The sequence below is a fragment of the Streptomyces sp. NPDC002889 genome, assembly GCF_042888425.1.
Taxonomy (GTDB): domain Bacteria; phylum Actinomycetota; class Actinomycetes; order Streptomycetales; family Streptomycetaceae; genus Streptomyces.
The window spans coordinates 14041-40118 of the sequence record NZ_JBIAPT010000006.1; the positions used below are offsets into that span (position 1 = coordinate 14041).

Sequence of the window (26078 nt, forward strand, 5' to 3'; positions counted from 1 at the left end):
CGTACACCTCACCCGTATGACCGGTCAACGTGCCGGCCACCGCACGGCGGTGCAGATCCCACACCCGGGCCGTGTCGTCCCAACTGCCCGTCGCCAACGTGCGGCCGTCAGGACTGAACGCCAGCGCACTCACCACGCGTGTGTGCCCTCGCAAGGTGGCGACGCGCTGATGGGTACGGCCGTCCCACAGCCGTACGGTGCCGTCGGCGGAGCCCGTGGCCAGCGACTTCCCGTCCGGACTGAACGCCACGGCGTACACCTCACCCGTATGACCGGTCAACGTGCCGGCCACCGCACGGCGGTGCAGATCCCACACCCGGGCCGTGTCGTCCCAACTGCCCGTCGCCAGCGTGCGGCCGTCAGGACTGAACGCCAGCGCACTCACCCTGCTGGAGTGGCCGGCCAGGGTGACGACGGGACGCCCCGTACGGACGTCCCACAGCCGTGCGGTGCGGTCTGCGGAAGCCGTGGCCAGCCACTTCCCGTCGGGACTGAACGCCACCGCAAGCACGTCATCCGTATGGCCGGTCAGCGTGGCGACCGGGCGGCCGGTCCCGACATCCGACAGCTGTGCGGTGCCGTCGGCGGAACCCGTGGCCAGCCACTTCCCGTCCGGACTGAACGCCACGGCGTACACCTCACCCGTATGACCGGTCACCGTGGCGGTCACTCGACGCCCGCTGCCGGCCCACAGCCGGGCGCTCCTGTCCCTGCTCCCCGTGGCCACGGTGTGCCCGTCCGGGCTGACAGCCACCGCGGTGACCTCCCCGGTGTGGCCGATGAGCGGCCGAACCGGATGCATGGGGGTCGACAGGGCGGCTTGTGCACTCGCGTTGGTCCCGGCTACGGCCGCCTGGTGCAGACCGGCCAGGGCCAGGAGGTTCGCGAGGTCGGGCCGGCTTTCCAGGACCGTGCGGGACTGTGCGGCGAGACTGCTCGCTGTGGCCAGCCGACTCTTCCGGTCGGCCGTCCTGCGCTGTCCCTCGGCGGCCTGCCACTGCCCTACCGCCACACCCGTGGCAACCAGCGACGCCACCACCAGCAGTGCGAGGGCCGCAGTGAGATGCCGCAGCCGTACGTTACGGCGACGGGTGGCCGCGGCCTCGGCCGCAGCCATGGTGATCTCTGCCTCTGCCGCCATGACGCTGTCCGCCAGGAACTCACTTTCCAGCGGGTTGAGGTCGGCGCGGCGTCGGGCGGCCATGTCCGTGGCCCGGGACAGTCGGTGCCCGCGATACAGGCTGCCCTGATCACGTCGCAGGGCCTGCCAGGCTTCGGCGGCTGCGGTCAGGTCGCGGTGCACGCGCAGCCACTCGCGATCCTCCACCAGCCACTCCCGCAATTGCGCCCAGGCGCGCACGAGCGCTTCGTGAGTGATCTGTACGACCCCGTCGTCCGCGGTGACCAGGCGTTCTGCGATCAGGCGCTGCAGGGCGACGCGGGCAGGTCCGCTCTCGTGCGCGAGCTCCCCCTCGCGGACCCGGCGCCGCACGGCCTCACCGCCGTCGTCCACGGCGACCAGCCGGAGCAGCATCCGGCGAGCCGCCTGCTTCTCGTCCGGATCCAGGGCGTCGTACACCCCCTGGGCCGTGTGGGCCACCGCGTTCTGGATGCCTCCGGAGGCGTGGTAGCCGGCCAGCGTCATCCGGCGGCCGTCCCCTTGGGCCCATGTGGCCTGGAGTGCGTGGGCCAGCAGCGGCAGTGTGCCTGCTTCGTAGCCGCCGCCACGCACGCCCAGGTCGCGCAGCAGCATCTCCACCAGTCCCGGCTCCAGTTCCAGTCCCGCCTCGCGAGCCGGACCGGTGATGGCCTGGCGCAGATCGGGCTCGGTCATCGGCCCGAGCACGATGTTGCCCTTGCTCACCATTCCGGCCAGCCCGGGCAGGGCGATGCAGCGGTGGAAGAAGTCGGCGCGTACCGCCACCACGACCGGGACGGGCCGGCGGTTCGTGGTTCCGGATGCCTGCTCGACGAGCGCGGACACGAAGGCGTGTCGTTCCTCGCTCTCCTCGCACTGGGAGAAGATCTCTTCGAACTGATCCACCATCAGCACCAGGGGGCCGTCGGTCCTGTCGTTCGTCTTCTCCAGCTGCGCACGGAGCGCCTCCAGCGGATGCGCCCCCGGAGTGAGCCGAACCGCCGGCGCGGGGTCCGAACCGTCCGGCGACAGACGCCCCATGCGTAGCTGGGGGAGCAGGCCGGCGTTCAGCAGGGACGACTTGCCGGCGCCCGAGGCGCCGATCAGGAACAGCGGTGGCCCGCCTTCGGTGCGCGTGCTGAGCAGCCTCAGCAGTTCCTCGGTCTGGGCCTTGCGTCCGAAGAACCATTGGGCCGTGTCCTCGGTGAAGGACTCCAGGCCGGGATAGGGACACCGGCCGTCGGGACGGCCGGGTGCCGCGCCGACGGGACCGCCGCCACGATCCTGCGCGTGTTCCAGCAACAGCTGCAGGGCCTTGTAGTCCCCCCGCAGGCTTGCCCACCGCTGTTGCTGCACGGCGCCGCCCGCCTGTGACTCGGCCAGGCACGCTTGCACGTACTTCTCGAACATGCCGCGCTCGGGCGCGCCCTTTCCCTTGCCGGTTTCGAGATCGGAGATCGTTTGCTTGGCGGAGCCGATGCGTCCGGCCAGGGCGGTCTGCGTCAGTCCCGCTTCAAGTCGCAGAGCACGCAGCCGCTTCCCCAGCCGGCGCCGCTGCGCCTCGACCGCGTCGCCTCCGCCGTCACTCATTCGCTTCCCCCGGTCCGGGTGTCCGGCGCGATCCGGCGCTGCTGGTTGCCGGTCGCCTGTTGACCTGCACCTTCGGCGCCCGAGTCCGGAGTCGACCGCCGCCGCTGATCCCGGCTGCTTCTCCGGCGCACGCTGGCCGACGTTCCGACCCCACCGGCCGGGCTGTCGAGCAGGAGCGTAAGGGCAACACGCCTGCTGCTGCCGCCACTTCGGCCCATGACGAGCTCCGCGCTCTCCCGGTCCGTCGCCTTTGGGGCCGGACCTGTCAACGTCTTGCCGAAAGGATCACGATGAAGAACAAAAGGGACACCGTGCGTTCCGTCCGGCGGCTGGGCCGCACGGCCTTGTTCGGTCTGGTTCGCGGTATCGCCACCGCCGCCGGTTCCGCCGTCATCGCATGGATCACCTGGTGGCTGCAGAGCCGATAGCCGTCCCGGCCGGCACGACCGGGCAGGCGGCCCGAGGGATACGGGTGGTGGGGCGGCGAACTCGACAGGCGGAACGGCCGGCCGCCGCCACGCTCGAAGCGCAGGAGGGTGCGCCCGGGCGCTCCGCGGTTGCCTGCAGGGAGTCCGGACCGGGTCCGGGGCGCCCCCTCACAAGGGGTCCCTGGGGCCCGGGATCCGGCCTCCGGAGGGGAAACGTCACGGCAAGGACCTGACAGCCGCCACATGGTTGACAGGGGCTCAGGAATTCCGTGACCGCCGAATGTCGGGCTGTCGCGCTGTCGCAAACCTGCTAGCTGTGGACACCCAGATGAACCGGACATTGCAGAAATATGCAGAAGTACCAGGCCGGTTCGCGCCCCTCAATGCCCTCAAGAAAGGTCCGGGATGCCCAAGATCTTCGGCGTCGCCCTCCTTGCACTCGTCCTGGCGGCCGCTTCACCGACCCCCGCGGTCGCCAAGGAATCCGCACAGTCCGACCACATCCCCGGCCGGTACATCGTGACCCTCAAGGACACTGCCGTCCGCGGAGACGCCGATACGGCCGTGGACGCAGCTGTCGAGCAGGCATCCTCCATGGGTGCCGAGGTGAAGCACGTCTACCGCTACGCCCTCCACGGCTATGCGGCGTCCATGAGCCCGAGCGCGGCGGCCACGCTCGCCGACGACCCGCAGGTCCTGTCGGTACAGCCCGACCGGTGGGTGCAGGCCACCGCCCAGTCGACCCCGACCGGCGTGGACCGGGCGGAGGCCGATCTCAGCCCCACTGCGGCCATCGACGGCGTCGACACCCGGGTCGCCGCGGATGTCGCCGTGATCGACACCGGAATCGATCTGGACCACCCGGACCTGAATGTGCACAAGGACGGCGGCAAGAACTGCTGGCTCGGCATGCTGCCCCCGGACGACATGCACGGTCACGGCACGCACGTCGGCGGCACCATCGGCGCCCTGGACAACGGCACGGGAGTGGTCGGCGTGGCACCGGGCGCCCGGCTCTGGCCGGTGCAGGTGCTCAGCCCCCTCGGCTGGGGCTCCACCTCGGACGTCGTCTGCGGCATCGACTATGTCACCGAGCACGCCGACGAGATCGACGTCGCCAACATGAGCCTGGGCGGCAGCGGCACCGACGACGGCAACTGCGGCAAGACCGACAACGACGCCATGCACCAGGCGATCTGCGCTTCCGTCGCCAAGGGCGTGACGTACACCGTCGCGGCCGCCAACGACCACGCCGACGCCAAGAACACCACCCCCGCCGCGTACGACGAAGTGATCACCGTCAGCGCCCTGGCCGACTTCGACGGCAAGCCCGGAGGCATCGGCCGGCCCACGTGCCTCAGCGACCAGGACGACACCTTCGCCAACTTCTCCAACTACGGCTCCGATGTGGACCTGATCGCCCCGGGCGTGTGCATCCGCTCCACCTACATGGGCGGCGGGTACGCCACCATGTCCGGCACCTCGATGGCCGCGCCCCACGTCGCGGGCGGCGCAGCCCTGTACCGGGCGACCCACCCCACCGCATCACCCAGTGTTGTCAAGGCGGCTCTGCAACGCGCCGGCAGCCTCGACTGGACCTGGCCCTCCCAGGACGGCGACGGCACCAAGGAGCGTCTCCTCAGGCTCCGTTCCTTCTGACCGGGCCTTTTCCCACCGGCCGCGGCAAGCGACCCCGTGCGCGTGGACCCTTGAGGGGCCCCGCGCGCGGGGTCGCTTGCCGCGGCCCGCATCGCGGAGCGCCACGCAGGGTGTCACCCGGCGGCCGGCTCTCCCGCGAGTGCCGCGCCCGGCTACGCCTGCGACGACGCGGAACGCCCCACTGCAGAGTCCCCCCGTGGCGCGGTGATCCGGCGTACGGCGTCGACGACGGCGGCGCGGTGCCGTGCGAGCTGCTGGGGCGGCCAGGGAGTGCCGGTGCCCGTGGGGCTCATACCGCCCGCGATCGTGAACCATGCCTGCGCCAGTGCCAGTGTCAGGATGAGCACATCGGCCGGGTCGTACTCCGGATCGATGCGTCCATCCCGCTGGGCCACGGCAACGGCTTGCGTCTTTGCCCGGTACGACTGCGCCTCGGCGTCGGTGGCACCGGGGCGCTCCAGGTGCTTCCATGTGATCAGGCGCATCAGATCGGGATGGGCCACCAGGTGGTCGAAGATCCGTCCTGCGTATCCGGGCAGGTTCTCCGCTTCGAACGGGACCGCCTCCACGCCCAGGGCCAGGGCTCGCTCCATGACCGCGTCGAAGAGCTGGTCCTTGTTGCCGAAGTAGACGTAGATCAGCCGTTTGTTCGCTCCCGCGGCCTCGGCGATCCGGTCCACTCGCGCGCCGGCGATGCCGTACGCGGCGAACTCGGCGAATGCGGCGTCGAGGAGGCGGGCCTTGGTTGCGCTGGAGTCGCGTGCCATGGCTGCAGCGTAACAAGTAACTATCCAGTTATTGACTTTCGGGACGACGTAGCGCACCTTGGATCTATCCAGTTAGTTACTTAGCCTGAGGAGCACCACGATGGAACACCGCACACTGGGCACCCAGGGCCTGACCGTCTCCGCCCAGGGGCTGGGCTGCATGGGAATGAGCGCCTTCTACGGCAGTACCGACGAGGCCGAGTCGCTCGCCACGATCGACCGGGCCCTGGAGCTCGGCGTCACCCTGCTGGACACCGCCGAGGCCTACGGTCCGTTCATCAACGAACAGCTCATCGGCAAGGCCCTCGCGGGCCGACGGGAGCAGGCCGTCGTCGCGACCAAGACCGGGATCGAGTTCACCGACGAGGGGACGCTCGTCGGCCAGAACGGTTCGCCCGCGTACGTCCGCCGCTCCCTGGAGCGGTCCCTGCGCCACCTCGGCACGGACCACGTCGACCTCTACTACCTGCACCGCGTCGACCCCGGCGTCCCCATCGAGGAGACGGTCGGCGCTATGGGCGAGCTCGTCGCGGCCGGCAAGGTCCGTTACATCGGGCTGTCCGAGGCGGCGCCCGCGACCATCCGCCGCGCGCATGCCGTCCACCCGCTCACCGCGGTCGAGAGCGAGTACTCGCTGTTCGAGCGCGGCATCGAGGACGACGGCGTCCTGGCCACCCTGACGGAGCTCGGAATCGGACTCGTCGCCTACTCACCGCTGGGCCGGGGCTTCCTGTCCGGCGCGATCACCAGCCCCGACGACTTCGCCGCGGACGACTTCCGCCGCACCGACCCCCGCTTCCAGGGCGAGAACTTCGGACGCAACCTCGCGGTGGTCGACGAGGTGCGCCGCATCGCGGCCGACAAGGGCGTCACCGCGTCCCGGCTCGCGCTCGCCTGGGTCCTGCATCAGGGCGCGGTCGCCATTCCCGGCACCAAGCGGCGCCGCTACCTGGAGGACAACGTCGCCGCCACCGGCATATCGATCTCCGCCGAGGACGTGGCCGCCATCGACGCCGTTGCCCCGAGCGGAATCGTCTCCGGCGACCGCTACGCACCCGAGCTCATGCGGAACCTGAACGGCTGACCCGCCCACATGGCACAGGAGATGCAGGACCTCACGCCCCGTCGGATCACCGATGCCCACCCGCAGGAAGCGAACCAGCGCGCCGGGTCGGCGGCCGGGCTCACGTCGTGGAACCGGCCGGCCAGGTGTACGGGAGTACGTGCGTCCCAGTTGGCCTCGTCGGCCCGCATCATCCGCAGCAGAGCCGGGTCGAACTGCTTGACCGCCTCGGCCATGAGGCCATCCAAGCGCCGATCGCCCGGCTCTGCCGCCGTGTCGGGGGATTACTCGATGACCAGCTCGACCGGAAGGTTGCCGCGGGTCGCCTTGGAGTACGGGCAGTACGCGTGCGTCTTCTCCAGGAGCTCACGCCCGGCCTCGCCCTGGAGGTGGTCGGGCAGCTCGACACGCATGATCACGGAGAGGCCGAAACCGCCGTCGGTGTCCTTGCCTATCGAGACCTCGGCGGTCACCGAGGCGTCCTTGACGTCGATCTTCTCCTGGCGGCCGATGGCGCCCATCGCACTGGCGAAGCACGCCGCGTAACCGGCGGCGAAGAGCTGCTCAGGATTGGTTCCCTGGCCGTTGCCGCCCAGGGCCTTGGGGTGGGCGAGCGGCAGGTCGATCTGGCCGTCGGAGCTGACGGCGCGGCCTTCGCGGCCGTTGGCGGTGGCGACGGCGGTGTAGAGCGCGTCCATGAGTTTCATCCCTCTTCGTCCGTGGGGAACAGCAGGGATAAATAAAGCACACAACTCAATTGTGCACAACTGAGTGGCGCGCAGGTATGCTGAGCCCATGGAGAGCTCCCGGGAGACGACGCCACTGAGTCAGGTGCCTGACGAGGACTTTCTGCGGCTCGACCACCAGATCTGCTTCTCGCTGCACGCCGCCGCGCGCGCCTTCAACGGCGTCTATCGCGGCGCACTGAAGGAGCTGGGGCTCACGTACCCGCAATACCTGGTGATGCTGGTGCTCTGGGAGCACGGCGAACTGCCGGTCAAGCAGATCGGCGCGCATCTGCATCTGGACTCGGGCACGCTGTCACCCCTGCTCAAGCGACTGGAGTCGGCCGGCTACGTGGTGCGCAGGCGCAGCGAGGAGGACGAGCGCTCCGTCACTGCCCGCCCCACCCCCGCCGGGACCGCACTGCGCGGTCGGGCGCTGGGCGTACCCCGCAGGATCGCCGGGGCCACGGGGCTCTCCCTGGACCGCATCCGGGCCCTGCGCACGGAGTTGGACGCGCTGACGGCCACGCTGGACCGGGTGGGGACTGCGAACGGGCCCGGTATTGACGGGAGTTCGCCCCCGGCACCAGAATGACGCGTCATTCCGTCGGGTGAAGGGGCCGGGACGTGACGCACGACGCCGGGGACAAGCGGGACGCCATACTGCGCGCCGCGGGCAAGGTGTTCGCCGAGCGCGGCTACCACGCGACCGGGATCTCCGACATCGCCCGGGAGCTCGGGGCCGGGCACGGGACCTTCTACCGGTACTTCAAGAACAAGGAGGACATCGCGCGCAGCGTGGTGTCCCGCGCTCTGGGGCAGGTGCTGGAGGCCCTCGCCGACGAGGACCCCGGGGCCAGTGCGGAACTGGCGCAGTACCGGGAACAGGTGCGGCGCATCGGCCACAAGCTGTTCGACCTCGTCGTGGCCGAACCCGCGCTGTGCCGCATCCTCTTCTACGACGCCGTAGCGATCGACAGGGCCGAGCCGGACATGGCCGGCAAGGCGATGGAAGCGGCCGCGGCGTACACCGCCGGCTTCATCCACAACGGGCAGGACCGCGGCTTTCTGCGGCGCGACCTCGACGCCCACGTCGTGGGTCTCGCGGTCAACGGAATGATCCTGACCGGGGCCGTGCGGCTGCTGCATGCGCAGGATCCCGAGGCCATGCGCGATCCCTGGATCCGCACGGTGGAGACGCTCATGTTCGACGGTCTCGGCTCACCCTGAGCTGTGGCCGGCAAGGACCGCTCTTTTCTTTTGCCTTCAGAACGGAATGACGTGTCATTCCGGAAAGGGAGCACGATGGTCCAGGTGGATGTCTTCTGGTCCTACGGGATAGGCGCGGGCTTCGCGACCGCCGCCGCCCGTCAACTCGCCTCAGCGGCAGGCAAGGACCGCGGCCGCTGGTCCGACCCGTACCTCATGGCCACCGTCCTGTACTGCGCGGTGCTGTTCGCGCCCAGCGGCGCCTGGCTGCTCTGGGGCTTCCCGGACTGGGAGACCATGCAGGCCGCCCGCGGGCACGACGCGCTCCCGGCCTGGCTGGTCGCCCTGTTCGCCGCCACCAACGTCAGCCAGGGCGTGCTCGGTTACTGGGTCGCGTCGCGACTCATCGCCGCCGGACGGGTGTACGCGGCCTTCCTGCAGGCGGGGATCGGCTACACCGGCATGTTCTTCATCCTGGTCCACGGCTGGGACGGACGCGGGTACCAGCGCTTCTTCTCCGCCGACCGGGAGACGTTCGCGGCATGGCCCGAGCAGCCCGGATTCGGTCAGGCCCTGTCGCGCACGGGCGACTGGCTCGGCTCACCCGTCGCACTGACCCTGTACGGCATGGGCGCCGTCCTCGTCCCGGCGATGCTGGCGCTCATGGCCCACTGGATCCGGACCGGGCAGCGCGACGCGGGCGCCTCAACGATGACGGGCTCCTTGCGTGTCCTCGGCGCCGTGCTCGGGGCGGTCTTCGCAGCGGCGCTCGGCACGGCCGTCGCGTCCTCGGTCCTGGTGCATCTGCTGGGCTGGTGGCTCGGAGTCCCGGTGGCCGTCGCGCTCACCTGGCTTCTGGTCGTCCGGCGCGGCGGCGCGGCCCACCGCTTCTTCGCACTGCTCGCACTTCCGGAGGGCCCCGGGGGAATGACCGCACCCCGTCCGCGCGTTCAACACATGCAGTAGCAGCGGTGTCCGGCCCGACCGACGGGGGCGGGCCGGACCCGCGGCTGCTCCGTGGACCGCGCGGCGGGACCGGCCGAGCTGCCGAAGGACCCGGAGGGCTCCGGGCGCCCACGGCGCCCGGAGCCCTGTCCCCACACCCGTCAGCCCTCGTCAGCCGCCGGAACCGGGGTTCTGGACGGCGTTGTCGTCCGCACCGGCGTTGTCGTCCTGTGCCTCGCCCGCACCGGCATCACCGGCACCCGCGTCACCGGCACCCGCGTCACCAGCACCCGCGTCACCGGCACCGGCATCACCGGCACCCGCGTCACCGGCACCGGCATCACCGGCACCCGCGTCACCGGCACCGGCATCACCGGCACCCGCGTCACCAGCACCGGCATCACCCGCGCCAGCGCCCGCGTCACCTGCGCCCGCTCCGCCGTCACCGATCTGCGCGCCGACCGCCGCCAGCGCCGTGGTGACCGGCTGGAAGAAGGTCTCACCACCCTGTGTGCAGTCGCCGCTGCCGCCCGAGGTCAGACCGATCGCGCTGCCGTCGCCGGTGAACAGGGCACCACCACTGTCACCGGGCTCCGCACACACATTGGTCTGGATCAGACCGGTGACCGTGCCCTCCGGATAGTTCACGGTGGCATTGAGTCCGGTGACCTGACCGTCCTTCAGACCGGTGGTGCTGCCCATCCGGAACACCTGCTGCCCGACGGCCGCATCGTCCGCCTGCACGATCTCGACGGTCTGCCCGTTGCCCAGGTCCACCGAGCTCGGGGCGTCCACGGCCGGATCGTCGTACGTGACGAGCGCGAAGTCGCCGTCGCCGGGGAACGTCGCGGCCTGGACCGTACCGATGGGTGCACCGTTCGCGGACTCGGACCACTGCTCGGCGGCCACTCCGCAGTGGCCCGCGGTCAGAAAGCCGGGCTGGCCGTCCTGCGTGGTGACATTGAAGCCCAGCGAGCAGCGTGCGCCGCCGCCGAAGATGGCGTCGCCGCCTTCGAGGAAGGGCTTGAACTCGCCCTTGGACTTCTGGATCCGGGCCACGCCCGTGCCGAGGGAGTCCACTGCCGACTCCAGCTTGTCCCACTGGTCGCCGGCCACGGTGCGGTCCGCCGTGACCAGGACCTGGTTGGTCCGCGGGTCCAGGGCCCAGGCGGTGCCCGGGATGGTGGCCTTCTTCGCCAGTTCGCCGGTGGCGGCTTTGAGCGCACCCCAGCTGTTGTCCGCCTCGCGCGCCACCGCCCCGGCCTTGTTGACCTGGACGATCACATCGTTGTCGTCGCCGACGACATTGACGACGAGCTCCTGGTCGTCGGCGTCGTAATAGGCCCCGCCGTAGGCGTCGCCGAGCTTCTCACCGAGCTGTTCGAGGAGATCTGCCGCGGATGCGGCGCTCAACTTCCGGGGAGCCGACCGCGCCTCGGATTGGGAGTCGCCGTCCTGCGAGGCGTTGGCTTGGGGCAGCAGAATGGCTGCTGCGGCGATCCCGACCGCTCCGGCTCCCGCCAGAATGGCCTTTCGCTTGGGTATTCGCCTATGACTCAACTCGTCGCCTCCTGTAGGGGGTACGGAGTCCGGTTGCCGATGGAAACCGGGGGACGCGTCCGACCGTTGATACGGATGGGGCGGGAGTTGTACTCATCGCGATTGCGAAAGAACCTTTGTGACGAACCGTCAGAGTCGGCTCACGAGGGCAGTTCTGTGCCGCACCGGCTGCAGTAACGTGCACCGACGTCCTCGGCAGGGCGGTCGCAGCCCGGACAGATCCGATTCAGCAGACAGGCCGGTTCACCGCCCTCGACTGCCGTGGCGGCGGACGTGGCGTTGCGGATGGCGAGGCCCGGACGGCGGCGGTGCGCCGTGACGTAGGCGAGTCCGACCGGCCCGGCGGACAGTGACCGATGGGCGCCGTGCGGCAGCCACACCACGGAACCCGCCGACAGCCGCTGCCGAGTGCCGTCCGTCTCCAGCTCACCGGTGCCGGTCAGTACGCACAGCAGCACATCCAGGTCCGGTTCGACATGACCCTGGACCCGGTCGCCGGGCAGGACGCGGATCAGATTGGCGTCCAGCTGACGGCCGGCGGCGGTCAGGCGCCACACGGCGCCACCCTGGCCGGCCGGAACCTCGATCAGGTTCGCCAGCCCGGCGAGCACACCGACCGAAGGGGTCCCTGCCATCGTTCATTCCTCCTGAGCACACGGAGCGAAGGACCCGGCAGGCGGGTAGCGCGCGGTCGAGCCACGCCACCGTGCCAGTGCCGCTCCCGAGCAGTTGCCGACCGCCCGCCGGGTCCCTCACGAGGGCATCATTGCACAGTGCAAAAAGCCCGGCGGGGCTTTGGAGTGCCCGTCGCACCTGCCTACTTGGGGGTGACGGCGGACTCGACCTCGCGGAGCGTGTCGGGGGTGACCAGCCCCGTGTCCTCCAGGACCTCCATGTGGTCCAGCACGGTCTGGTTGGCCTGACGTGCGTGGCGGCGGATGAGGTCGTTCTGCGTGGCAGCCCTCACCTCGCCGATCGTGGCGAAGATCTTGCCGTGCGACGCACGCAGTACGTTGGCGAACAGCCGGTCGAACTCGTCGCCCCTGGCCTCGTCCAACTGGGTCACCCACTGCTGCTGCTCGGCCGTGGCCTCATTCGGAAGCTCGACGCCGAGGATGTCGGCGTCCTCACGGACCAGTTGGTCGAGTTTGCTGTGACCGTCGAGCAGGTGGAGTCCGGCGCGCCGTACGGCATCGCTCGAAGCGTGGGTCTGCGCCAGCCGGCCCGCGGGAATCTCCCACAACCCCGCCTGGCGCACCTTGACGAGGAACGTCCTGTCGACTTCGGTGACCGGCTGCGGCCCGCTGTCGGCGGCGCCGGCGGCCCCGCTCCGGCCCTGGAGCGTCCCCTCCTGGCCGGCGGCTCCCGCGTGGCCCCCCTGATGCTGCGGCAGCCCGACGGCCGCCGGGTCCGCATCCCCTCCGCTGCTGCCACGTACCACGAGCAATACGGAGGCGATGGCGGCCAGCGCCACAGCGAGGGCGAGCGCCGCCCATATTCCGGTCCTGGATCGTGCGGTGCCGTGCATCGAACGCATGGTGTCTCCCAGTTTCGGCTTCAAGAACACGTCTCTTGTTCACGGGAGCTGGTGTTGCGGCTGGCACGGCGCGTCGACAGGTACGCGGGAGAGCACCGGAATGTTCAACGAGAGGCACTCCCCTGCCGCCGCAGAACAGGCGACAGGGTAGAAAGGGGTCATGGTCGAGCAGAATCAGCCGGGCGACGGCATGGACGACGTGGACGCGGTCACCCGTGCGGTACTGACCGCGTCCCGGCTGCTGGTGGCCCTGTCCGCACGGTCCCTGGCCTCGGTCGAGGACCGGGTGACACTCCACCAGTTCCGGCTGCTGGTCGTGCTGTCGACGCACGGCGCCGCCAAGCTCGTCCTGCTCGCCGAGCGGCTCGGTGTCAGCCCCTCGACCGCGATGCGCATGGTGGACCGGCTGATCACCATCGGCCTGGTGGACCGGCAGACCAACCCGGACAACCGTCGCGAGACCGTGCTGCGGCTGACACCGGAGGGTGAGCGAATCGTCGAGGAGGTCATGTCGGGACGCCGCAAGGAGATCGCGTCGATCGTGGAGCGTCTTGACCCCGCGCAGCGGGCCGCGCTGATAGCGGCACTGACGGCGTTCACCGAGGCGGGCGGGGAGCCGGAAGCCGCGGCCAGGCCCGTGGAGCTGCATCCGCTGGGCTGGACCGGGGGAACCTAGCCCCGGCACGGGAGCGCCACAGCCGCACGCCGAAGGACTGATCATATATTCCGTTGGGTGATCACTCTTGTGCGGAGGATGACGGTCGCTGCCGTGATGAGCACCGTCCTTGTCGGTTGCGGCAGCGAGCATCGCTCCGGCACCACCCCGAAGCCGTCCCCGAGCCGGACGCGGGCGGCCTCCCCGCAAGCTGGGAGGCCGCTGGAGAAGGCCGATCCCGGAGCACCGAAGGTCGCACCGGGGCCCGGCGGGCTCACGCCGGTGTTCCGGCGGGCGACCGGCCCTGCCGGCAAGGCCGTCGCGCTCACCTTCGACGCCGATATGACGGCGGATCAGGGGGCCCGGGCGGGCGGCGGGGAACGGTTCGACAATCCCGCACTGATCGACTCGCTGCGCAGTCTGAGCGTCCCCTCGACGGTGTTCATGACCGGCCGCTGGGCGGAGGAGTACCCCGATCAGGCGAAGCAGATCGGCAACGACCCGCTGTTCGAGATCGCCAACCACTCCTACAGCCACTATGCGTTCGCATCGCCCTGCTACGGGCTGCCGGTGATCGGCAGGCAGGACATGCGGGCCGATGTGGAGCGGGCCTTCGCCGCCTTCCGCAAGGTGGGTGCGCGCAGGGTTGTGCCGTACTTCCGCTTCCCCGGCGGCTGTTACGACGAGAGGGCGCTGCGCGCGATCGGTCCGGCCGGGGTGACCGCGGTCCAGTGGGACGTCGTCAGCGGCGACGCCTTCGCGACGGACGCGGACGCGGTCGCCGAGCAGGTCCTGGCGGAGGTGAAGCCGGGCTCGGTGGTGGTGATGCACTGCACGCGCAGCGCGGCGCCGGTCACCGCGCAGGCCGTCCGGACAATCGTTCCCGAGCTGCGCAGACGCGGTTACCACCTGGTGAAGGTCTCCGATCTGATGCGCACCGGTGCCCGGCGCTCGGCCGCTCGGGCTGACCGTCTGCAACGCTCCGCCCGCGGGGTTGGCCGCGGGTCATTCGCCGGGCCCGTCGGCGCACCCGTCACTGCTGTCGCTGCCGGCTCCCCCACTTCGCATCCGGGCAGATTGGCCACCGCAGCTGCAGACAACCGCGCCGGGGCCGGGTGCTCCGGACGGTGGATGCCTAGCCGGAACAGGCGGACCGCTGGCCCTCATGCCATGCGCACACAGGACACAGAGGTGCACCCTTGACCGAATCCGGGTATTCGGTCGGCCTGCGGCACAGCACGCATTCGGCGAAGGGACCGTCGGCGGCCGGGACGTGGGCTGCGGCAGGCTCGGTGTCAGGCGCCGCGCAGTACGGCTCATGCCCGTCCATTCGCCCACCCCCTGCCGTTGTCCGTTGCGTACGACTCCAACCCGCCCTCTCCCCGCCCTTCCGGGTGGTTCCCTTGGACAGTTCGGCGAGCGGGATGCGGGCATGGCCCGCCGCCCACAACCGTTCCAGCCACTCGGCGGTGCGCAGGCCAAGGCCGTGGAAACGCCCGAGATGCGTCAGATGGCCACGTCGCCGTGAAGGACAGCGCGGCGGGGAAGCGCTCGGGGACGTATGCCGTACGTGGCCGGCCGCCGATCCGGCCCGCGGTGGGCGCGCCGATACCGGCGAGCATCCGCAGCAGGGTCGACCTGCCGCTGCCCTTCGTCCCCTCGATACGCACCAGGGTGCGCGGCTCCACCTCGAGATCGATGCCGCGCAGGATCCAGGGCCCGCCGAGACCGTAGCGGCGGCCCACCTGGCGAAGCGTCAGCGGCCGGGAGTTCAGTTCTGGCCCGCCTTCTGCGGGGTGAGCTCGCTGGGCCGCACGATGACGAAGCCCTCGCCCTCCAGCTTCAGCTGGACCGCCTCGCCGGAACCGCCGCGGATCATCGAGCCGATGGACTGCGAGCGGTGCAGCGAGGTGTGCAGCTGGGCGCTCCAGCCGACGACCGCGTCCGTGTCGACGAACACCGGCTGCTGCGCCGTGACGGGTATGACGAGGGGATTGCCCTCGCAGATGACGCCGAGCTTTCCGTATCCGGTGAAGACGCTGTTGAAGATGCCACCGCCGGTCATACCGGCGCCCTTCACGGTCTTGATCTCGTACGAGAGGGTCGCGTCGAAGCAGAGCACGTTGCGGCCGTTGATGGTGAGCGTGTCGCCCTGATCGATGTCGACGATGAAACAGTTGGCCGCCTCGTGGGCGAACCATGCCTCCCCCTGGCCGCGCACCGCCATCAGCGGCAGGCCCTCGCCGGTGACGGCGCGCTTGAGCATGCCGCCGATGCCCTGGCCCTTGCGCTCGAACTGCAGATTGCCGCGGAAGGCGATCATCGAGCCCTGCCGCGCGTGCATCTCGCCGTTGACCGCGTACTTGATCGACTTGGCGTTCTGCAGGGTCATTCCGGGCACGGTCGCCTGCTGCGCCATGTTCTCCGTGGAGAAAAGGTCACTCTTCATGCCGGGCATCGTCGCCCGGAGGCATACGTTCCGCCAACACTGCCCGTCACGGCGGCTGGCAGACTGAACCGCGTGAGCAGCGAAGAACCCCGCACCGACAGCCCTGACAGCCCCTTCCGGCACGAGAGCACCTCGCGCGACGAGGCCCCGCAGTTCGTCCTGCCGCTCGTCGTACGCATCGAGAAGGCCGACCCCCCGGCCCGTACCGACGCGCTGGAGACCGCTGCCCGGGCGGTGCTCGCCATCCTCGGAGACGAGCGGTCCGAGGGCGACGGCGAGTGGGCGCAGTCCATGCGGGACTGGCAGGACGCCCGGATCCGCAAGGTGGTGCGGCGGGCGCGCGGCGCGGAGTGGCGCAAGGCCTCTGCGCTGCCGGGCATCACGGTGACGGGAACACATGCGCAGGTAAGGGTCTTTCCGCCGGTCCCGCTCGACGGCTGGCCGAAAGAACTGGCCAAACTTCAGGTGTCCGGCACCGAACTGGACGATCCCGAGCCGCCGGCGTCCCCCGACCTCGCAGGACCCGTGCTGTGGCTGAGCCCCGAGGTGGCGATGTCGGCGGGCAAGGCGATGGCGCAGGCCGGGCACGGTGCGCAGCTCGCCTGGTGGGAGCTTTCGGACGCGGAGCGCAAGGCGTGGCGGGAGGCCGGGTACCCCCTGTCGGTACGTACGGCCGGCGAGGCACACTGGCGGCCACTCACGGTCAGTGGCCTGCCGGTGGTGCGCGACGCGGGCTTCACGGAGATCACTCCGGGCTCCTGCACGGTGGTCGCGGACCATCCGTCGCTGCGGGGCTGAACACCGGCCCCCCGCGTTACGTACTTCTCCGTACCGCCAAGTAGTTTGTGCGGCGATTTCCATTCGGCGGTTGGTTGCCGTGGAACGGCATCGGCTCTGGAGGCACTTTGTTGCGGCGCATCAACGGAACAGCACTCATCATCGCGGCTCTGGTCGTCACGGTCGGCGCACTCGCCTTCCCTGTGTGGTCCTACGCCGACCGTTCCGGCACCGGGCAGGACAATCTCAACGCCTCGAGCGTGGCGACCCAGTGGGGACCGCTGTCGGCCACCGACCGCGATTTCCTGGTGAAGGTCCGGCTGGCGGGGCTCTGGGAGCTGCCCGCGGGACAGCAGGCGCTCGAGCGGGCGCCGACGAAGGCGATCAGGGACGCGGGTGACCACCTGATCGTCGGCCACGCCGACCTCGACAAGCGGTCGCGCGACGTGGCGGCGAAGCTCGGCGTGGAGCTGCCCAACCAGCCGACCGAGCAGCAGCAGGGGTGGCTGAAGGAGCTGTCGGCGGCGAGCGGCCGGGAGTACGAGTACAAGTTCGCCAACCTGCTGCGCAACGCGCACGGCAAGGTCTTCGCCCTGGTCGCGCAGGTTCGGCACACCACCCGGAACACGCTGATACGTCAGCTGGCGAGCGACGCGAACGTCACGGTCCTCGACCACATCACCATGCTGGAGAACACCGGGATGGTCGACTTCGACGCCATAGCCAACGAGGCCGCCGGGGGCGCGACGGCCAGCCCCACGGGCCCGCCGCCGCCGAACGGCAGCCTGCCGCCGGCGCCGCAGCCCGCGGAGCCGTCCGCGAACCAGTCGCTCACGTCCAAGCCGTCTCCCGTGGCCCCGGGCACGGTCAACACGAACCGTCCGGAGGCACCGGACCCGCAGACCGGCGGGTAGGACGGGACCGCCCGGAACCTCAAATGAAGCTCTGAACGTCCCCTCCTCTGGATTCACCGGCGTCCGGCGGGGCCATGACCCCTGCACCGCACGTCATCACGTCGGGCGCAGAGGAGGGGGACTCCATGGAACTCGGCACAGGAATCGGCTGGCGGCCCGAGATCGCGGACACGGTGGAACGGCTGCCGGGCGTCGACTGGGTCGAGGTCGTCGCGGAGAACGTCTGCCCCGGTCATCTGCCCGCCTCGCTGGCGCGGTTGCGCTCGCGTGGGGTCCGCATCGTGCCGCACGGGGTCTCACTGGGCCTCGGCGGCGCGGACCGGCCCTCGGGGCAGCGGCTCGCCGACCTCGCCGAGCGGGCCACGGCGCTGGACGCGCCACTGGTCACCGAGCACATCGCGTTCGTCCGGGCCGGCGGCGCGCTGACGGCCTCACCGGCGCTGGAGGCGGGTCATCTGCTGCCGGTGCCCCGCACCTGGGACGCGCTGAAGGTGCTCTGCGAGAACGTGCGCATCGCGCAGGACTCACTGCCTGTGCCGCTGGCGCTGGAGAACATCGCGGCGCTGATCTCCTGGCCGGACGAGCAGCTCACCGAGGGCCAGTTCCTCGCGGAGCTGGTGGAGCGGACGGGGGTACGGCTGCTGATCGATGTGGCCAATCTCCACACCAACCACGTCAACCGCGGCGAGGACCCGTCGAAGGCCCTCGACGAGCTTCCGGTCGAGGCCATCGCTTACGTCCATGTCGCGGGCGGCGTCGAACGCGACGGCGTCTGGCACGACACCCACGCCCACCCGGTGACCCAGCCGGTCCTGGACATCCTGTCGGACCTGCGCAGGCGGGTGCGCCCACCGGGCGTCCTGCTGGAACGGGACGACGACTTCCCGCCCGCTGCGGAGCTCGAAGCGGAACTGACCACGATCCGCACGACGCTGTCCGCCGAGCGGCAGCCGTTCCTGGCGTCGTCCTCGGCCGCGGCGGGCGCCGCGCGGGAGGACGACGCTCCGGCGCAGGCACCGGCCGCGAGCCGGGGGTGCGCCACCACCGCAGGGGCACGGACCGCAGTTCGGGAGCCGGCCGTGGCACAACCGGACCGCATCACCGGTACCCCGGCGCCCGGGCCGGCCGCCGACGCGCCCGCCACACCGGCAAGGACCGGTCGTACCCGCGCCGAAGCACGGCCGTCGGTCCCGGCCGGGGAAGCCGACGCGACCGCGGGCAGCAGGGCACCCGGCGCCGCGCGGCAGCCCGTCCCGGTGGCGACGCCCGCCGCACGGGAACGGGTTGCCCTCGCGCAGGCCGCGCTGTTGTCCGCTCTTGTCGCCGGTACACCCGCGCCCGAGGGGTTCGATCCGCGACGGCTGCGGGTGCAGGCCCGGGCACTGGCCGGCAAGCGGGCCGATGTCGTCGGCAAGGTCGCGCCCGAATTGCCCGAGATCCTGGGCACGGGGTACCGCGCCGCGTTTCTCGCCTATGCCAAGGCGCGGCCCATGCGTGCCGGTTACCGGCGTGACGCGCTCGACTTCGCCGAGCATCTGCTGGCCGCCGGCCGCCCGGACGACATCGGCGCCCGCCGCCGGCTCACCCGCTGGTGGCAGGAGCGCGCCGCACCACACCCGCCGCGCAGGACCGCTCGTCTGGTCCGTGCCGCCCGAGCCGCACTTGTCAGGAGGTGAGCGGGATGTCCGTTCTCGCAGTGATCGTCTATCTCGCGGTGGGGCTCTCCTCCGCCCTGCTCATCATCAAGGTGTCCGCCGCCCGGCCCGCCGGAGCCGCGGGTGACTCCCGTATCCACCACGTCTACGAAGCCGCGTTCCTCGGGGGCGGCCCCGCCAGGGTCGTGGACGCCGCGCTCGCCGCACTGCATGCGGACGGACGGCTGGCCGTCGGAGGGCCCGGGATCGCCACGGTGCTGCGTCCCGTTGCCCAGGACCCCGTGGAACGCGCGGTGTTCGACACGCTGGCCGCCGCCCCTCACGGTGCGCTGCACCCCTTGCGGCGCGAGGTGATGCGCAGCCCCGCCGTGCAGGAGATCGGGGACGGTCTCGCCGCGCGCGGGCTGATGATGCCTCCTGGCCACAACGGCGGCCTGGCCGCATGGGGCCTGGCCCAGACGATCGTGTGCATGCTCGGCCTGCCCGTCTCGTTCGCGCTGACCGTCATCGAGTTCGTCAGCACCGATCTCGGCGAGGGGGGGCCGCCGTTCATCGTGCTGGTGCTGCCCGCGCTGCTTCCCGGCATCGTGGCCGGCTCCGTCATGGCGGCCCGGGCCCGGCGCCGCGTCACCCCTGCGGGGCGCAGTGTCCTGCGCTCGTACCAGGCAGCGCACGCGCAGACGTACGACGCCGCCTCTCTGGTCGCCGCGCACGGGGTGCTTGCCCTGCCCGACACCGATCTGAGGACACAGTTGACGGCGGCGGCCATGGCGGGCCGCCGCCGGAACCGCTCTTCGTCGTACGACTCCTCGTACGACGCCGGCAGCTCGTCCTCGTACGGCGACCCCGTGTGGTGCGCCGGTTCGGGTTCCGGCTCGAGCTGTGGCAGCTCCAGCTGCGGATCCAGCAGCGGCAGCGGGTCGAGCTGTGGGGGCTCGTCCGGGTCCAGCTGCGGAAGCTCCTCCAGTTCCAGCTGTGGTGGCAGCAGCAGCAGTAGTTCCTGACGGTGCGGCAGAGGCGGCCGATACGGGAGACAGGGAAGGAGCTGCGGAGAGCGTCACGAAGCCATAACGCTGTGTCCTCATGTGGAACAGCTCATGGCGCACTCGAGCACTCCTCGCGTACAACTCGGCCATGTTCTGGGTCCTTTTCCTGCTGGTCGCCTGGGCCGTGACGGGCCTGAGCTGCATCCGCCTGTGTGTCGCCGCCGCCGAGACCGCCGTCCCCTCGCTCGAGGACGTGGGCGACCAGCGGGAGTTGAGCCTGTACGAGGCCGCTTTCCTGGCCGGCGGTCCGTACCGGGTCACCGACCTCACCCTGGTCTCGATGCACCGCAGGCGCAGGCTGCTGCTGGCGCACACGGGCTGGGCCACGGTCGTCGACCCGGAGGGCGAGGACGAGTTGGAGCGCTCGGTCATCGGCGCGATAGGCCCGGCGGGACAGGCGCGGATAGCGGCGGTACGCACGGCCGCGTCCGCGGCCGACGCGGTGCGGGCGCTCGCCGACCGGCTCGTCGGGGCCGGTCTGGCCGTCCCCGACGCCGCCAGATCGCGGATGGTCTCCGCGGTGCGGGGCGTCCAGGCCGCCGGTGCGGCAACCGTGGCGCTGGCCGCCGCGGCCCTGCTGACGGCCCCTCTGGACCAGGCCGACACGGGCCGGGTGCTCGCCTGGTTCGCGCTTCCGCTCATGCTGGTGGCCGGCTGTCTGGCAATCGCGCGGATCGAGGTGCGCCCGTACACCCGCTGGGCTTCGCCGGACGGTCAGCGCCTGCTCGGCTCGCTCTCCCCGGCGGCCGGCACCGGCAATGCGAGTGACGGATACGAAGAGAGCCACGTGGGCGGCGACGCCGAGCACGCGCTGCTGGCCGAGGTCGCCGTCCACGGAGTGCGCGCCCTGGATGATCCGGAGTTGCGCGCGGCCCTCACCGAGGGCCGTTCGGCGTCAGCGCATCGGAGTTCTTGACACCGACACCCCATTTCGGTGCTTTACAACGTCGTTTGCTCTGCCAAGGATCCCTTTGTCCTGTGGCCTTCCGGCCGCCGCCGTGCGCACGAAGGGAACGCCGATGCGAACAGCGATGCGAGGAGTTGCGAAATACGGGGCCGCGACGGGTCTCAGTTCCGTGATCCTGATCGCTCTCACCGTTGCCCCGGCCGGCGGTGCCACCACCGACTCCGCCGCGTTCCACGGCACCGCCCTGGCTGCCGAGCGCGCTGCCGAGGCCGGTATCACCTTCGGGCGCTGCCCCAAGGCGGAGATGCTGCCCGCGCCGATCCAGTGCGGCACCGTCGAGGTCCCGCTCGACTACGCGGACCCGTCGGGCCGTCGGATCACACTGACCGTCAGCCGGGTGAAGGCGAGCGGCAAGGCGGCCGAACGGCAGGGCGCCCTCGTCTACAACCCCGGCGGCCCGGGCGCCTCCAGCATGTACTTCCCGATGGCTGCCGAACTGCCGGAGTGGGGGCGGATCGCCAAGGCCTACGACATCGTGGGCTATGCGCCACGCGGCGTCGGCCGCTCCGCTCCGCTGTCCTGCCAGGACCCGGAGGACTTCATCAAGGCGCCCAGCCTGGCCCCGACGCACCCCTCCCCCTCGTACAAGAAGGAACGCATCGCGCAGGCGAAGGCGTATGCCCTGGGCTGTGCCCGCAATTCCGGTGCGACGCTGCGCCATTACACGTCGCTGAACAACGCCCGAGACCTCGATGTGCTGAGGGCGGCGCTCGGCGAGAAGCGGCTGACGTTCATCGGCGCCTCGTACGGGACCTATTTCGGAGCGCTGTACGCGACGCTGTTCCCGTCCCATGTGCGCCGCATGGTCTTCGACTCGGCGGTCAACCCCGATCCACGGCAGGTCTGGTACCGCAACAACCTCGAACAGTCGCGCGCCTTCGAGAGCCGGTGGGCCGACTTCCGCACCTGGGTCGCCAAGCACCACAAGACCTATCAGCTCGGTGCCACGTCCGAGGCGGTCGCGCGCAGTTACGAGACCGTGCGGGCCCGTCTCGCGCACAAGCCGGCCGGCGGCAAGGTCGGCCCCGGTCAGCTGCACGCCGCGTTCCTGGGAGCCGGGTACTACGACGACTACTGGCCGAAGCGGGCCGGCGCGCTGTCGGAGTATCTCGCGGGCAACCCGAAGCCGCTGATCGCGCAGGCCGCGCCGAGGCCGGAGGGCGCGCGGGAGGCGGAGAACGGCAACGCCGTGTACACGGCCGTCGAGTGCAACGACGCGCCGTGGCCGACGGACTGGAACATCTGGGACCGCGACAACACCCTGCTGGCGCAGCTCGCTCCGTTCGAGACCTGGGACAACGTCTGGATGAATCTGCCGTGCGCCTTCTGGCCCGAGCCCCGGCAGGAGGTGCTGGATGTGCGCACCACGTACGGGGAGCTGCCGCCGACGCTGATCCTGGCGGCGGAGCGGGACGCGGCGACGCCGTACGACGGGGCGCTGGAGCTGCAGCGGCGGCTGCGCGGATCCGTGCTGATCACGGAGAAGGACGCGGGTACGCACGGCATCGGCGGCGGCAGCAACAGTTGCGTGAACGCTTACATGGAGAACTATCTGCTGACGGGCGAGACACCGGTGCGGCGCGCTGCGTGCGCGCCGCACCCGGAGCCGGACCCGGTGTCGCTGGACCGGCGGGCGGCACAGCCGAAGCTGCCGAACGCCGTCTGATCTTCCGGGTCAAAGTCGCGGCCGGGGTCGTGGTCCACGCCCCGGCCGCAAGGTCTCGCGCAGGCTCAGGCGAGCCCGGTGACCAGTTCCGCGACCGACCTGCGTCGGCCCGTGTAGAACGGGATCTCCTCGCGGACGTGCATGCGGGCCTCGGAGGCGCGCAGGTGCCGCATCAGGTCGACGATCCGGTACAGCTCGTCGGCCTCGAAGGCCAGGATCCACTCGTAGTCACCGAGCGAGAACGAGGCGACGGTGTTCGCGCGCACGTCCGGGTAGCCGCGGGCCATCTTGCCGTGGTCCGCCAGCATGCGGCGACGGTCCTCGTCGGGCAGCAGGTACCAGTCGTAGGAGCGCACGAAGGGGTAGACGCTGACGTAGTTGCGCGGCGTCTCGTCGGCCAGGAAGGCCGGGATGTGCGACTTGTTGAATTCGGCGGGCCGGTGCAGCGCCATGTTCGACCAGACCGGCTCGAGCGCGCGGCCCAGACGGGTGCGCCGGAAGCGGTTGTACGCCTCCTGGAGCTCGTCCGCGGTCTCGGCATGCCACCAGATCATGACGTCGGCGTCGGCGCGCAGCCCGGAGACGTCGTAGGTGCCGCGCACGGTCACGTCCTTGGCGGCGAGCTGGTCGAACAGCTCCTGGACCTCTTCCGCGTACCCGGAGCGGTCCTCGGGGAGCACATCGCGCAACTTGAAGACGGACCACAGCGTGTACCGGATGACCTCGTTGAGGTCCTTGGCCTTCTTGCCTGCGTTCGGGATCTTTTCGGGCGCACTCATACAGCTATTCTCCCGCGTCGCGATCAGTGCCCTGCGCCAGGGTCGGCGTGGCGAGAATCTCGTCCGCCGCGCGCTGCCCGCCGGCGATGCAGGCGGGGATGCCGACACCGTCGTACGCCGCGCCGCACACCCGCAGTCCGGGCAGCTTGGCGACCTCCTCGCGGATACGGGCGACCCGGCTCAGATGCCCGACCGGGTACTGCGGCAGGCCGCCGGTCCAGCGGGTGACCTCGGTGGCCACGGGTTCGGCCGAGAGTCCGATCGCCTCGCCGAGGTCGGCCAGCGACACGTCCACGAGCTCGACGTCCTCGCGTTCGAGTGCCTCCTCCTCACCGTAGCGGCCGATCGAGGTACGCAGCAGGAACAGGTCGCCCGCGCCGTCACCGACCCAGCTCCACTTGTTGCTGGAGAAGGTGGACGCCTTGATGGCCCGGCCGTCGACGGGCGGGACGAGGAACCCGCTGCCGGCGGGCATCCTGGCGAGGTCCCTGCGCCGGAAGGCCATGGTGACCAGTGCCATGGAGGCGTACTCGACCCGGCCGAGTTCGGCGGCGGCCGCCGGGGACTCGGCCGCGAGCAGCGCGGACGCGGACCATGCGGGGGTGGCGAGGACCACGCCGTCGGCGGTGAGGCGCGTCCGGTCGGTGCGGATCCGCCAGCCTGCGGCGTCGCGGGTCACGCCGAGGACAGGGGTCTCGGTGCGGATCTCGCCGCCCTGCGCGCGGACGGCTTCGGCGACGGCTCCCGGCAGACGGCCCATGCCGCCGTCGATGCCCATGAAGACTGGGCCCGCGACCTGCTGCCCGGCCGCCGCCCTGGCCTGGATCTCGCGTACGCCCTCCAGCAGTGAGGCATGGGTCCTGGCCGCCTCGAAGAGCTGGGGGACGGCGGCGCGCATCGAGATGCGGTACGCGTCACCCGCGTACACCCCTCCGAGCAGCGGCTCCACCAGCCGGTCGACCACCTCACGGCCGAGGCGTTCGGCGACATGGACGCCCACCGCCACGTCGTCGCCGATCTCGGCGGGGGCGAGGTCGCGTTCCCGTTCGATCCGGGCGATGCCCTCGGCCGAGAGCAGTCCCGCGAGTGCCTGGGCGGTGCCAGGCACACCCATCACATGGCCCTTGGGCATCGGACGCAGTGCGTCGCGCGTCCAGACCGTGGCCGCGGCGACGGCGGGAGGCTGCAGCCGGTCGCCGAGGCCGACGGCACGGGCCAGCTCGACCCCCTCGGGACGGCGCGCCAGCATCGACTCCGCGCCGAGGTCCACGGGAGCGCCCTCGATCTCGCCGGCCTGCAGCTTGCCGCCGAGGCGGTCGGTGGCCTCGAGGAGGGTGACCCGTGCGCCGGACGCGAGAAGGCGGTGCGCGGCGGCGAGACCGGCGATGCCGCCGCCGATGACGACCACATGACGCGCAGGTGTGTCCATGCGGTGGAGAGAACGCTGCATGGGTCCATGCTCTCAAATCCCGTACCGAGTCCCGACCGTGACCGCTTCGGAACCGGATTCGGGCAACCCTCAGCGCGTCCTCGCACGTCGAACCGGCATCATTCGTCACCTATCCCGGGGGGCCGGACATGCGTGCACCACGTGCGTTGGCGGCACTGCTACTCCTCACCTCGCTCACCCTCGCCGGGTGCGCCGGGTCCGATTCATCGACCGATGCACAGAACGCGGGCGGCGCGGCCGAGCGCGCACCCGGGGACGCGAAGGGCGGCGCCGGGTACGGGGGCGACGAGGCGGCCGCCGGGAAGCCGGCCGACAGCGGCGCCGGCCGGGGCGGGACGCCGCAGCAGCCGTCCCTCGCACCGGCCCACATCATCCGCACAGCCGAGCTCGATGTGGAGGTCAAGGACGCCCCCAAGGCGCTGGCCGCGGCGCGCAGGACCGCGGAGCGGGCCGGCGGCCGGGTCGAGAACGAGACCACGGAGCGGCTCGACGACACCCACGTGTCCTCGCGCGTCGTGCTGCGGGTTCCGCAGGAGCACTACGACTCGGTGCTGGCCGAGTTGGCCGGAGCGGGCAAGCTGCAGTCCCGCAAGGCCGACGCCAAGGATGTCACGGATCAGGTCGTGGACGTGGAGAGCCGGATCGCGACGCAGCGGGCGAGTGTGACCCGGGTGCGGGAACTGATGGAGCGGGCCACGAAGCTGTCCGACGTGGTCACGCTGGAGGGCCAGCTGAGCAGCCGTCAGGCGGCCTTGGAGTCGCTGCTGGCCCAGCAGGCGGCGCTGAAGGACCGTACGACGCTGGCGACGATCACTCTCTCGCTCTCCGAGACCGAGAGGGAGGAGAGCGGGAAGCAGGATGACGACCCCGGCTTCCTCGACGCGCTGGCGGGCGGCTGGGGTGCGCTCGTGGCGACACTGCGGTGGATCACGGTGGCGATCGGTGCGGTGGCCCCGTTCGCCGCGGTCGGGGCGCTGCTGTACGCACTGTGGCGGTGGCTGGTGCGCCGCCGGCTCCCGAAGCGCCCGGTCGCCGCGGCCGTGTCCGTACCCGCGGCCGCGCCCGCACCTGGCACCGACCAGGACTGAACGCGCGCTCC

General features: G+C 70.9%; 24 protein-coding genes and 2 pseudogenes. 15 read left to right on the forward strand and 11 right to left on the reverse strand.

What is annotated here, in order from left to right; all coding sequences use genetic code 11:
- Nucleotides 1-2728, reverse strand: a 2728-nt coding sequence (locus tag ACFYWI_RS10525) for a helix-turn-helix domain-containing protein (RefSeq protein ID WP_389228412.1), incomplete at its 3' end; no start/stop codon positions are given.
- 290 nt (nucleotides 2729-3018) lie between these two features.
- On the opposite strand from ACFYWI_RS10525, the gene ACFYWI_RS10530 reads away from it, so the two are divergent.
- Together ACFYWI_RS10530 and ACFYWI_RS10535 are read left to right on the forward strand one after the other, a co-directional pair.
- Nucleotides 3019-3156 carry a hypothetical protein gene (locus tag ACFYWI_RS10530; protein WP_389228416.1) on the forward strand — a complete coding sequence of 46 codons (138 nt, stop codon included), beginning with the start codon at nucleotides 3019-3021 and terminating at the stop codon, nucleotides 3154-3156.
- Nucleotides 3157-3561: 405 nt separating this feature from the next.
- Nucleotides 3562-4815, forward strand: a complete 1254-nt coding sequence (locus ACFYWI_RS10535; RefSeq protein ID WP_389228419.1) for a S8 family serine peptidase — start codon at nucleotides 3562-3564, stop codon at nucleotides 4813-4815.
- 152 nt (nucleotides 4816-4967) lie between these two features.
- Here ACFYWI_RS10535 and ACFYWI_RS10540 read toward each other — a convergent pair whose 3' ends face one another.
- Nucleotides 4968-5582: a TetR family transcriptional regulator gene (locus tag ACFYWI_RS10540; RefSeq protein ID WP_389228422.1), complete on the reverse strand. Its 615-nt coding sequence runs from the start codon at nucleotides 5580-5582 to the stop codon at nucleotides 4968-4970.
- 100 nt (nucleotides 5583-5682) lie between these two features.
- On the opposite strand from ACFYWI_RS10540, the gene ACFYWI_RS10545 reads away from it, so the two are divergent.
- A complete protein-coding gene (locus tag ACFYWI_RS10545) occupies nucleotides 5683-6666 on the forward strand; it encodes an aldo/keto reductase (RefSeq protein WP_389228425.1) in 984 nt (327 codons plus the stop codon).
- On the opposite strand, the gene ACFYWI_RS10550 is transcribed toward ACFYWI_RS10545, so the two are convergent.
- Both ACFYWI_RS10550 and ACFYWI_RS10555 read right to left on the reverse strand, forming a co-directional pair.
- Complete coding sequence (locus ACFYWI_RS10550; RefSeq protein WP_389228428.1) at nucleotides 6630-6881, reverse strand: hypothetical protein; 252 nt, start codon at nucleotides 6879-6881, stop codon at nucleotides 6630-6632. The genes ACFYWI_RS10545 and ACFYWI_RS10550 overlap by 37 nt on opposite strands.
- Nucleotides 6882-6929: 48 nt before the next feature.
- A complete protein-coding gene (locus ACFYWI_RS10555) occupies nucleotides 6930-7343 on the reverse strand; it encodes an organic hydroperoxide resistance protein (protein WP_389228431.1) in 414 nt (137 codons plus the stop codon).
- A 97-nt stretch (nucleotides 7344-7440) separates the two neighbouring features.
- Here ACFYWI_RS10555 and ACFYWI_RS10560 point away from each other — a divergent pair, with 97 nt between their 5' ends.
- The 3 genes from ACFYWI_RS10560 (at nucleotide 7441) to ACFYWI_RS10570 (ending at nucleotide 9545) form a co-directional block, all read left to right on the forward strand.
- Nucleotides 7441-7965 carry a MarR family winged helix-turn-helix transcriptional regulator gene (locus ACFYWI_RS10560; RefSeq protein ID WP_389228434.1) on the forward strand — a complete coding sequence of 175 codons (525 nt, stop codon included), beginning with the start codon at nucleotides 7441-7443 and terminating at the stop codon, nucleotides 7963-7965.
- 32 nt (nucleotides 7966-7997) lie between these two features.
- Complete coding sequence (locus tag ACFYWI_RS10565) at nucleotides 7998-8600, forward strand: TetR/AcrR family transcriptional regulator (RefSeq protein ID WP_389228437.1); 603 nt, start codon at nucleotides 7998-8000, stop codon at nucleotides 8598-8600.
- 75 nt (nucleotides 8601-8675) lie between these two features.
- A complete protein-coding gene (locus tag ACFYWI_RS10570) occupies nucleotides 8676-9545 on the forward strand; it encodes a hypothetical protein (RefSeq protein WP_389228440.1) in 870 nt (289 codons plus the stop codon).
- Nucleotides 9546-9695: 150 nt separating this feature from the next.
- Here the strand turns inward: ACFYWI_RS10570 and ACFYWI_RS10575 are convergent, their stop codons facing one another.
- From ACFYWI_RS10575 to ACFYWI_RS10585, 3 genes are all read right to left on the reverse strand, one after another.
- Nucleotides 9696-11084, reverse strand: coding sequence for a S1 family peptidase (locus tag ACFYWI_RS10575; protein WP_389228443.1), 1389 nt, complete (start codon nucleotides 11082-11084; stop codon nucleotides 9696-9698).
- 140 nt (nucleotides 11085-11224) lie between these two features.
- Nucleotides 11225-11719: a cupin domain-containing protein gene (locus tag ACFYWI_RS10580; protein WP_389228446.1), complete on the reverse strand. Its 495-nt coding sequence runs from the start codon at nucleotides 11717-11719 to the stop codon at nucleotides 11225-11227.
- 182 nt (nucleotides 11720-11901) lie between these two features.
- On the reverse strand, nucleotides 11902-12621 hold the full coding sequence (locus ACFYWI_RS10585) for a DUF4142 domain-containing protein (protein ID WP_389228449.1): 720 nt from the start codon (nucleotides 12619-12621) through the stop codon (nucleotides 11902-11904).
- 160 nt (nucleotides 12622-12781) lie between these two features.
- Between ACFYWI_RS10585 and ACFYWI_RS10590 the strand changes: the two genes are divergently transcribed.
- Together ACFYWI_RS10590 and ACFYWI_RS10595 are read left to right on the forward strand one after the other, a co-directional pair.
- A complete protein-coding gene (locus ACFYWI_RS10590; protein WP_389228452.1) occupies nucleotides 12782-13297 on the forward strand; it encodes a MarR family winged helix-turn-helix transcriptional regulator in 516 nt (171 codons plus the stop codon).
- 78 nt (nucleotides 13298-13375) lie between these two features.
- Nucleotides 13376-14218, forward strand: a pseudogene (locus tag ACFYWI_RS10595) (polysaccharide deacetylase family protein); the annotation flags it as partial.
- Nucleotides 14219-14663: 445 nt separating this feature from the next.
- Here the strand turns inward: ACFYWI_RS10595 and ACFYWI_RS10600 are convergent.
- Together ACFYWI_RS10600 and ACFYWI_RS10605 are read right to left on the reverse strand one after the other, a co-directional pair.
- A pseudogene (locus ACFYWI_RS10600) lies at nucleotides 14664-15036 on the reverse strand (ATP-binding cassette domain-containing protein); the annotation flags it as partial.
- An 11-nt stretch (nucleotides 15037-15047) separates the two neighbouring features.
- Complete coding sequence (locus tag ACFYWI_RS10605; RefSeq protein ID WP_389228455.1) at nucleotides 15048-15725, reverse strand: AIM24 family protein; 678 nt, start codon at nucleotides 15723-15725, stop codon at nucleotides 15048-15050.
- 72 nt (nucleotides 15726-15797) lie between these two features.
- Between ACFYWI_RS10605 and ACFYWI_RS10610 the strand changes: the two genes are divergently transcribed.
- The 6 genes from ACFYWI_RS10610 (at nucleotide 15798) to ACFYWI_RS10635 (ending at nucleotide 22750) form a co-directional block, all read left to right on the forward strand.
- A complete protein-coding gene (locus tag ACFYWI_RS10610; protein ID WP_389228458.1) occupies nucleotides 15798-16523 on the forward strand; it encodes a peptidyl-tRNA hydrolase in 726 nt (241 codons plus the stop codon).
- A gap of 110 nt (nucleotides 16524-16633) precedes the next feature.
- Nucleotides 16634-17416, forward strand: a complete 783-nt coding sequence (locus ACFYWI_RS10615; protein ID WP_389228461.1) for a DUF4142 domain-containing protein — start codon at nucleotides 16634-16636, stop codon at nucleotides 17414-17416.
- 125 nt (nucleotides 17417-17541) lie between these two features.
- Entirely contained in the window at nucleotides 17542-19092 is a 1551-nt protein-coding gene (locus ACFYWI_RS10620; RefSeq protein WP_389228464.1) for a DUF692 domain-containing protein, read from the forward strand.
- Between the two features lie 5 nt (nucleotides 19093-19097).
- On the forward strand, nucleotides 19098-20075 hold the full coding sequence (locus tag ACFYWI_RS10625) for a TIGR04222 domain-containing membrane protein (RefSeq protein ID WP_389228467.1): 978 nt from the start codon (nucleotides 19098-19100) through the stop codon (nucleotides 20073-20075).
- A 130-nt stretch (nucleotides 20076-20205) separates the two neighbouring features.
- Complete coding sequence (locus ACFYWI_RS10630; protein WP_389228470.1) at nucleotides 20206-21033, forward strand: TIGR04222 domain-containing membrane protein; 828 nt, start codon at nucleotides 20206-20208, stop codon at nucleotides 21031-21033.
- 115 nt (nucleotides 21034-21148) lie between these two features.
- Nucleotides 21149-22750 carry an alpha/beta hydrolase gene (locus ACFYWI_RS10635; protein WP_389229241.1) on the forward strand — a complete coding sequence of 534 codons (1602 nt, stop codon included), beginning with the start codon at nucleotides 21149-21151 and terminating at the stop codon, nucleotides 22748-22750.
- A gap of 65 nt (nucleotides 22751-22815) precedes the next feature.
- Here the strand turns inward: ACFYWI_RS10635 and hemQ are convergent, their stop codons facing one another.
- Together hemQ and hemG are read right to left on the reverse strand one after the other, a co-directional pair.
- Entirely contained in the window at nucleotides 22816-23529 is a 714-nt protein-coding gene (gene hemQ / locus ACFYWI_RS10640; protein ID WP_389228473.1) for a hydrogen peroxide-dependent heme synthase, read from the reverse strand.
- Between the two features lie 4 nt (nucleotides 23530-23533).
- Nucleotides 23534-24979, reverse strand: coding sequence for a protoporphyrinogen oxidase (gene hemG / locus ACFYWI_RS10645; protein ID WP_389228476.1), 1446 nt, complete (start codon nucleotides 24977-24979; stop codon nucleotides 23534-23536).
- 128 nt (nucleotides 24980-25107) lie between these two features.
- On the opposite strand from hemG, the gene ACFYWI_RS10650 reads away from it, so the two are divergent.
- On the forward strand, nucleotides 25108-26067 hold the full coding sequence (locus ACFYWI_RS10650) for a DUF4349 domain-containing protein (protein ID WP_389228479.1): 960 nt from the start codon (nucleotides 25108-25110) through the stop codon (nucleotides 26065-26067).
- Nucleotides 26068-26078 lie beyond the last annotated feature (11 nt).